We start from the raw sequence: 4965 nt of genomic DNA, 5'->3' as shown, positions 1-4965 counted from the left end.
AAAGCTGATACCTGGTTTTATTTATTGAAATAGATGATCATGTATTTTATGCTATTTATATCTATGTCTAAAAAAAGTTAAAAGTAAATTCATTATAATTGCCATAATCTTATCAAGGATTTCTATAGTGAGAGATCTGCAGATACTGAGGGGGTGCTAAAATGAAAAATAAGATAGTTATATTTTTATTAGGGAGCTTGTCTTTTATAGTTTCGCAACCTATGTTAAGATTTTCTTTATTAGATTACCTTAACCATAATACAACATTTATTTTATATTATGGTTTAAATCCGTTATTAGTTGGAATATTAATAGCTTTTTCAGCTGGTATATTTGAAGAAAGTTTTAGATTTATCTTTAAAAAATTTCTTCTAAGACCTTCAAAAACAATTATGGCACAACCTATTCTCTTTGGGCTAGGTCATGGGTTAGCAGAAATGGTCCTTATACTTGGACCTTATATAACTGAGGTTCCTTTTTCAAGTTTAACCATTGCTATAATTGAAAGGATTTTATCAGTCATTCTTCACATTGGTTTAACGATAATTGTTTGGAATGGATTTCAGCTAAATAATAAGTTGAAATACTTAGGGATAGCCATTTTGGTACATGGTATGATAGATTCTCTAATACCTATTTTAAATTTAACTAAAAATGGGTTGATTTTAATGGAAAGTTCTCTAGTGATAATTGCCCTATTTATGGTGGTATATTCATATAGATCAAGAAAATATTATTTAAAGGAGGAAAAAAAATGAAGAACTCAATGCTAAAACTAGTATCTTGTTTCTTTATTGGTTTTATTATTTTATCAGGGTGCGCAAGTTCAAAACTATCAGATGATTTCGCTGAGGATGACGTTAAAAAGGCGACAGAAGAAGTTATATCTTACATAAATAACGAAGACTCAGAAGCTATTTTGGAAATGAGTAATGCAGAAATGAAAGATGCTCTTACTGATGAGGTCCTTCAAGAAGTATACAGCTCTATAAATGAAAGTGGAAAATTTGAAAAAATTGAAGATATCAGTATTTCTGGAAAAGAAGAAATAGCTATAGCTGTAGCTAAAACGAAATATGAAAATAACGAAATCATATACACAATTTCTTTTAATAAAGAAATGAAAATTGCAGGATTATTTTACAAATAGAAAAATAATGAAAGACTTATTTAAAGGATTATCGTCAGTGAAAAAATACATTGAGGGTAGTCCTTCATTTGTTCAATGATGCAATTTTCTGGAGGCGTTTCTCCTAAATTTCTAACATCTCATTTTCTTGATAAATAACTATATATCTAGGGGAAACGCAAAAGCTTTTCGTTTGCTTTTATAATATATGCCTCTGGGTTTTCAAGATTTGCAAATAGATATCTAAGCCGGTATTCAATTAAAAATCAAACTGTCTTAGATAGAGTAAAATATCTTTATTGTCGTCTAATGTAAAGTTATATTCTCTGATCTTGTTTTCTAGTTGTTTTTCTATTTTGGACTGGTCATTAAACGAATTAATAAGTAAATGACTAACTCTGATAAGATAGTTAATGAACCTGCTGACCCTAGCTCTGCACCCATTAATTCATTATCGGATAATATAGTGTTGATTAGTTTTTTAACATTGTCTTTGTATTCACCCTTTACAGGAGAACTCACTTGTTTTCTACTTTTATACAAAAAATGGCGTTAGTGAGTTTTGTGCCCACTAACGTTATTTCTTGTATAGTCTTTTATTTCAACTAGTTTGCTTTTCTATTTATTCTTCTAGTTTTCCAGCTGTATATCCACCATCGACAGGAATGGTGACACCACTGATTTGTTCAGCTAAATCTGAACATAAGAACATAACAACATTCCCTTGATCTTCAGCTTTAGCCATCTTGCCTGTAGGAATAGATTTCAACGTACCTTCATATTGTTCTGGATGGTCTTTTGCCCATCCTTCAATTGCTGGAGTAAACGTTGCACCTGGGGCAATAGAATTGATTCGAATTCCTTGTTTTCCATATTCTAAAGCAACTGATTTTGTTAGACCGACAATGGCATGTTTTGAAGCCGTGTACGGAGCCATGTTTGGCGAACCTTCAATACCTGCTGCTGATGCAGAGTTAACAATCGAACCGCCTCCTGTTTTAATCATCGCATTCACTTCATGTTTGATACTATAAAATGTACCATACAACGTTACTTTTAATGTTTTGTCCCAGTCTTTTGAATCCATTTCGCCAATTTTAACTTGGCCAGCATTAATGCCTGCATTATTGTGAGCAAAATTAAGTTGACCGAAAACTGATACCGTTTCATCAACTAATGCTTTCACTTGTTCTTCATCGCTGACATCACACTTAAAGAATTGTGCTTTCCCACCGTTATCGTTAATTATTTTAACGGTTTCTTGTCCACTTTCTACACTTACATCAGAAACCATCACTTTTGCGCCTTCTTCTGCTAAAGAGATAGCACTGGCACGTCCAATACCTGATCCTGCTGCTGTTACTAATCCTGCTTTTCCTTCTAATAATTTTGTCATCTGAACATCCCTTTCTTCTTTAACAAACAGGAAGCAATTTTACGCCTTTACTATCGAATGTCAAGGAAAACAACTTTTAGGAAAATGTAAATGATAGAAGGAATAAACTTAGATACCATACTGTAATCTTGTTTACCTTGTATTAATTCAGAAGAAATTTATGGTAGAATAAAAGTGAAAAACAGAAGATGTGAACAAATACTTGAACTCAAATTGAGTCAGGAGGATATCAATGTACTCTCATGAAGAATATTTAAATAGCAGTAAAACTATTTATAAAACCTGACCATTCATTTGCGACTACTATTCAAAAATTTGGATATCCCTCTCCAAAAGTATTATATAATTGGTATAAAGAACAGAGTAAGACAGGAGAGCTTCATAAATCATCTGGGCATAAAAAAATTTACTTTAAAAGGATAACAAATGACGGTTGATCATTATCTTGAATATGGACAAAATTATTCTAGGAAAGTTCGAATGCTTGGCTATCTGAATAGGAAAAGTTTAAGGCAGCGGGGAGAAGGATTTTTTGGATGCCTAAAGAATGAACTGTTTTATGGAGTATTCTGAAAGGGTATTAGTATAGACGAAAGTTAGGGCTAACTGCTTTAAAAGTTTAAGAAAATATCCGCATCTCCTGTGCTGTACTCTTATTCTGCCATGAACATCCGTATAAGATACAATTTTATGTTGGTATTGTAAGGGAGAATTTTTAATTGAATACGCGAGAAGAAGCAATCCTATATTGGATTATAATTGTGTTAGTATTAATTGTTTTATTTGGAAGAAAAAATGGAATTTTGGATTCGTTGTTAGATGTTATTAAGTATGTGAAACAATTAATTTTAAATCCTATTTCTATTGTGATTTTGTTTATGAATCTACTATATTTGACTTTGATTTACTTTTGGACAGTTAGAAATGATTTAGATATTTCAATATGGTATATAAAAGACTATTTGATTGTGCTGTTTTTTTCCATTTATCCATTGGCAGAAACGTTAAAAAAATTAAATTTTAATCAGTTATATCGAGAAAAGAAAGCTGAATTATTTGGATTAGCTGCGATTCCACTATTTATAAATTCTTCGTATACATTTTCAGTAGGCGTAGAAATGCTTTTAACAATGATGTTGTTTTTTCTCTCTGTTATTATTGCAGTTGCAAATAGCACAGAAGAAACAAAAAATGTAGAAAGGTTTTTTAACTTCTTTTTAATGGTAATTCCTCTATTTATGATAGGAGGGGCATTTTTCCAATTTATTCAGCATGTTAAGGATATATTAACTTTAGATTTTTGGATATCTTTTGGTCTGGAAGCATTAGTTTGGATAATCAACATACCTGTTATATATTTGGCAAAACAAATGATATTAATAGAAAAGAAAATAATATTCAGTAATTATAAAAATCAGATAGATACGTACATTAGATATTATATTAAACTATTAATTAGAAGGGTAAAATTTTGGAAATATAGGAATCTTAAACATAAATTATCAAAATACATTACTGAGTCAAAAGAACTCTCAGCAGTAGGGGGCAATAGGATATATATTAAAATTAATAAAAGCGAGCTGCCTAATGAGATTATAATAGCCATTATTAGTGATGCTATTTTAGGCAGAAATAAGCTAACCAATTTAGTTAACCAACGAGAAAAATATCCTAATGTTGTAGAACTTGTTGATAAAAATAATAATCTTTACGTATTGTGGCAAGATGACTTTATTGAAACTAGATTTAGAGATAATAGGATTGATGACATGGAAACGATCGAATTATTAAGTGGAATTAAAGTACGGATACGTTAATTATTTATGTCGGGACTGAAAACTAAAAATTTATTGATTTATAACTGATTGTTTTATTAAAAAACCAAAAACTTTATTAGATACATTGGAAGTTCATAATACTTTGAAATTGAATTAACATTTATAAGGAAGAGAAAATATGAATAATACTGAATATATAGATGAGATAAAAAAGAATAAATTAAGCATATAATGATGGATATTATTTAGAAGTTATTACATTAACATATTCATTTATCGAAAACTATACTACACGATTATTAAAGCAATTAGGTTTTGGAAATAGTAACTCATAAGCTGTTCTAGCAAAAAAATTATAATTTAAATGAACTAATACAGAATGCCGATAATGAAAGTTTTATGAAACCTAAAAGGGCAGTAGTGAGAAGGCTCAAGTATTACCTGTATTCAGATTCAAAATTTGATGGACAGAAAAGTCGAATTTTCGATGAAAACTATTTTTAAAAAGGAGTTTATACTAAAGAAGGTCCTGCTGAGAGTTTACTCTGTCTCAAAGGATGGAGATGCATTTAAACGTATGCTATAGGACCCTCAACTAATTAAATTTTCTGAAACTAATCATTTAAAGCAGAATGATTAGCTTTTTTATAGAATATATATGT

General features: G+C 30.1%; 5 protein-coding genes. 3 read left to right on the top strand and 2 right to left on the bottom strand.

Annotation, left to right across the window (positions count from 1 at the left end):
• Positions 1-161: 161 nt before the first annotated feature.
• Entirely contained in the window at positions 162-758 is a 597-nt protein-coding gene (locus tag RT405_RS00850) for a YhfC family glutamic-type intramembrane protease (protein ID WP_313466793.1), read from the top strand.
• Positions 755-1150, top strand: coding sequence for a DUF3887 domain-containing protein (locus RT405_RS00845; RefSeq protein WP_313466792.1), 396 nt, complete (start codon positions 755-757; stop codon positions 1148-1150). Before RT405_RS00850 ends, RT405_RS00845 begins: the two co-directional genes overlap by 4 nt.
• Positions 1151-1480: 330 nt before the next feature.
• Here RT405_RS00845 and RT405_RS00840 read toward each other — a convergent pair whose 3' ends face one another.
• The gene (locus RT405_RS00840; protein ID WP_313466791.1) at positions 1481-1651 is read right to left on the bottom strand and encodes a hypothetical protein; all 171 of its coding nucleotides are present in this window, start codon (positions 1649-1651) and stop codon (positions 1481-1483) included.
• Between the two features lie 100 nt (positions 1652-1751).
• Complete coding sequence (locus tag RT405_RS00835) at positions 1752-2525, bottom strand: glucose 1-dehydrogenase (protein WP_313466790.1); 774 nt, start codon at positions 2523-2525, stop codon at positions 1752-1754.
• 719 nt (positions 2526-3244) lie between these two features.
• On the opposite strand from RT405_RS00835, the gene RT405_RS00830 reads away from it, so the two are divergent.
• Complete coding sequence (locus tag RT405_RS00830; protein ID WP_313466789.1) at positions 3245-4342, top strand: hypothetical protein; 1098 nt, start codon at positions 3245-3247, stop codon at positions 4340-4342.
• The last annotated feature ends 623 nt before the right edge of the window (positions 4343-4965 follow it).

Source organism: Carnobacterium sp. (genome assembly GCF_032094055.1).
In the GTDB taxonomy this organism is placed as follows: domain Bacteria; phylum Bacillota; class Bacilli; order Lactobacillales; family Carnobacteriaceae; genus Carnobacterium_A.
The sequence above is the reverse complement of the archived record's forward strand: the minus strand, read 5'-3'. Positions and strand labels throughout refer to the sequence as shown.